Here is a 3,481-nt window from a genome sequence, read left to right as displayed (position 1 = left end):
TCCCGAGCGCCGCGAGCCCGGCCCGTACCGCCGCCGCCGCGCGCGCGTGCCGCCCGCGCACGACGTCGGGGCCCTCCGCCGCGAACCGCTCCAGGCAGGCTTCGAGCGCGAGCATCTCCAGCTGGGCCGGGGCGTGCGGGAGCGCCTTGCGGCCCGCGTCGATCCACCGGTGCTTCCAGTCGAGCAGCGAGAGGTACGAGCCGCGCGGGCCCGCCTGGTTCGCCTCCAGACGCTCCCAGGCGCGCGGGCTCAGCGCGGCCACCGAGACCCCGGCCGGGCCGCCGAGCGCCTTCTGCGCCCCGATCACGCACAGGTCGACGCCCCACTCGGCGGGCAGCAGCGGCTCCGCGCCCACCGAGGCGACGGCGTCGAGCATGAGCAGCGCGCCGTGCTCGCGCACCACCTCGCCGATCGCGGCGACCGGGTTCGTGTTGCCCGTCGCGGCCTCCGCGTGCACGAGCGAGACGAAGTCCGTCTCCGGGTGCGCCTGAAGCGCCTCGCGCACCTGGGCGGCGCTCACCGCCGTGTCGAAGGGCACCGCGAGGTCGTGCACGGTGGCGCCGCAGTCGCGCAGCCAGTTGCCGAAGGTCTGCCCGTACGGGCCCGTCACGATGTTCAGCGCGACCGTCCCCGGACCGGCGACGCCCCGGATGCACCCTTCGAGGGGCAGCAGCGCCTCGCCCTGCGTGATGACGAGTTCGTACCCCCCGCTGCCGGGCGCGCCGAGCCCGAGCAGGGCGGCGACCTTGCGCTCGATCGTGGCGAAGTGGTGGGCGGTCAGGGGGGTGAGGTCAAGCAGGGGGTGCGTCACGAGGGGACTCTTTCTGCGTGTTCAGCGGGTGCTGCGTGCGGTGTTCCGCGCGGGGACGGTGGCCGTGCGGGCCGCTTGCGAGGGTACTCAGGGGGTGCGGGCGAGTGGGCGGGGCAGGCCGCCTTCTAGGGTGCCGGTCATGACTGACGTGAGCGAAGCGAAGCCGGTGCTCCGGGTGAAGGGGGCCGTTCTGGTCGGGCCCGAGGACGTGCGCGACGAGCTGTGGGTCGTCGGCGGGCGGGTCACGTTCACGCCGCCCGCGGGGGCGCGCGACGTGCGGACGGTGGAGGGCTGGGCGCTGCCCGGGCTCGTGGACGCGCACTGCCACGTCGGGCTCGACGCGCACGGGGCCGTGCCCGCCGAGGAGGCCGAGAAGCAGGCGCTCACCGAGCGCGACGCGGGCGCCCTGCTGCTCCGCGACGCGGGCTCGCCCTCCGACACGCGCTGGACGGACGCGCGCGAGGACCTGCCCCGCATCATCCGCGCCGGGCGGCACATCGCCCGTACCCGCCGCTACATCCGTAACTTCGCGCACGAGATCGAGCCGGAGGACCTCGTCGCGTACGTCGCGCGCGAGGCGCGGCGCGGGGACGGCTGGGTCAAGCTCGTCGGCGACTGGATCGACCGAGAGGAGGGCGACCTGACGGCGTGCTGGCCGAGCGGCGCCGTCGAGGCGGCGATCGCGGAGGCGCACCGGCTCGGCGCCCGCGTCACCGCGCACTGCTTCGCGGAGGACTCGCTCACGGACCTCGTCGAGGCGGGCATCGACTGCGCCGAGCACGCCACGGGGCTCAGCGAGGACACCATCCCGCTCTTCGCCGAGCGCGGCGTCGCGATCGTCCCGACCCTCGTCAACATCGCGACGTTCCCGCGCCTCGCGGACGGCGGCGAGGCCAAGTTCCCGCGCTGGTCGGCCCACATGCGCCGGCTCCACGCCCGCCGCTACGAGACGGTGCGCGCCGCCCACGACGCGGGCGTCCCCGTCTTCACGGGCACCGACGCGGGTGGCAGCCTCCCGCACGGCCTCATCGGCGCGGAGGTGGCCGAACTGGTCCGCGCGGGCCTCCCGCCGCTCGCGGCCCTCTCCGCCGCCGTCTGGGACGCCCGCGCCTGGCTCGGCAGGCCGGGCCTCGCCGAGGGCGCCCCGGCCGATCTCGTGGTGTACGAGAGCGACCCGCGCGCGGACGTACGGGTCCTGACGGCACCTCGGCGGGTGGTGATGTCGGGGCGGGTCGTCGCCTGAGGGACGGCGCTCCGCGCGCCCCAGGGGCGCGCGCGGCGCGGCCGGGCGCCCCTCCTCGCGGGGGACGTACCGCTGTGACGTCGGCGAACGCGTGCGCAAGAGGATGCTTCCCTTTTCGAACACCATGCCGGAAACCACCCTTTAGGGTGAACGTGCTGCGGTACGTCAATCTTTCACCCCCGTTCCGCGAGGATTCCCGCATCGAGGCCGCCGGCCCCCGTGTCCCCGGGACGCGCCGGCGGCTCCATGTCTCTTGTGGGGGTAACACCGTCTTGAACAGCACCACCTTCGGCCTGCCCGCGCGCCGTCTCGCCGCCGCCACCACGGCCGCGCTCCTCGTCGGCGCGCCCGTCCTGCTCGCGACCGCCGGGACCGCGCACGCCACCGAGGGCCACGGGGGGAAGTCCGGCGCCGTCGTCCTGCGCACCGGGCTCGACGTCTCCCTCCTCAGGAAGACCGTCGACCTGCCGCTCCACGTCTCGCTCAACGAGGTGAGCGCCCCCGGCGACGCCGACGAGACCGCGCTCACCGCGACGCTCGACGGCGTCGACAAGGGCCGCCCCTTCCGCGTGCTCGACGCCCGCGTCGCCCGAGCGAAGGCCACCGCCGACGGTCACAGCGCCGAGGGCTCCACCGAACTCGTCGGCGCCCGCGTCCACGTCCCCGGGCTCCCGCTCCTCTCGCTCGTCGAGGTCGAGAAGGTCACCTCGCGCGCCGTGTGCGAGGTCGGCCACCGTCCCGTCGCCGAGGCGAACGTCCTCGGCCACGTCAAGGTCCTCGGCAAGACCGTGCGCCTGTCCGCCGGCGGCACCACGCGGGTCGAGGTCCCCGGCGTCGGCGAGGTCACCCTCGACCTCTCGAAGCGCACCACCACCGCCACCACGGCCGCCGCCGCGGCGCTGGAGCTGAAGGTCTCCGTCGACCCGCTCAAGCTCGGCGTCGCCCAGGTCGAGGGCACCGTCACCCTCGCGGGCGCCACGTGCGAGACCCCGAAAACGGACGGCGCGGCCCCCGGCACCCCGGCCTCCGAGCCGCCCGCCTCCGCCCCGGCCGACGATCCCGCCGACGACGCGGACGGTTCCGGCGACGCCGCGAGCCCGTCCCCGGCCGCGCACGGCGACGGCAAGGACGACGAGGGCACCAGGAGCAACGGCGCCAAGGGCACCGAGGTGACCACGGCCGCCGGGAAGTCCGACGACGGCGCGAACCTCGCCGAGACCGGCGGCAGCTCGACGACCCCCTACCTCGCGGGCGGCGCGGCCGTCCTCCTGGTGGGCGGCGCGGGCGCCGTCTGGTTCGCCCGCAACCGCCGGGCGGCACGCGGCAACTGAGCCGCATCGCACGGGGCAACCGAACCGCATCGCACGCGGCAACCGAGCCGCGTCGCACGCGGTAACGGAGCAGCCGCGCCGCACGCGGCAACCGAC

3 protein-coding genes are annotated in these 3,481 nt (G+C 75.8%); 2 read left to right on the top strand and 1 reads right to left on the bottom strand.

Going from position 1 to position 3,481, the window contains the following annotated elements; translation table 11 throughout:
* A partial coding sequence (locus G3I42_RS25270; RefSeq protein WP_164289609.1) for an aminotransferase class V-fold PLP-dependent enzyme occupies positions 1-811 on the bottom strand: 811 nt, incomplete at its 3' end.
* Positions 812-950: 139 nt separating this feature from the next.
* Here G3I42_RS25270 and G3I42_RS25265 point away from each other — a divergent pair.
* Together G3I42_RS25265 and G3I42_RS25260 are read left to right on the top strand one after the other, a co-directional pair.
* Complete coding sequence (locus G3I42_RS25265; RefSeq protein ID WP_164289607.1) at positions 951-2,054, top strand: amidohydrolase family protein; 1,104 nt, start codon at positions 951-953, stop codon at positions 2,052-2,054.
* A gap of 272 nt (positions 2,055-2,326) precedes the next feature.
* Positions 2,327-3,385 carry an SCO1860 family LAETG-anchored protein gene (locus G3I42_RS25260; protein ID WP_164289605.1) on the top strand — a complete coding sequence of 353 codons (1,059 nt, stop codon included), beginning with the start codon at positions 2,327-2,329 and terminating at the stop codon, positions 3,383-3,385.
* The last annotated feature ends 96 nt before the right edge of the window (positions 3,386-3,481 follow it).

The organism is Streptomyces sp. SID11385 (genome assembly GCF_010548245.1).
GTDB lineage: Bacteria > Actinomycetota > Actinomycetes > Streptomycetales > Streptomycetaceae > Streptomyces.
Note: the sequence above shows the minus strand (reverse complement) of the source record. Positions and strands in the feature narration are given on the sequence as shown.

Coding starts and splice junctions, on each gene's coding strand:
- G3I42_RS25265 (WP_164289607.1), top strand. CDS start 951: ATGACTGACGTGAGCGAAGCGAAGCCGGTGCTCCGGGTGAAGGGGGCC.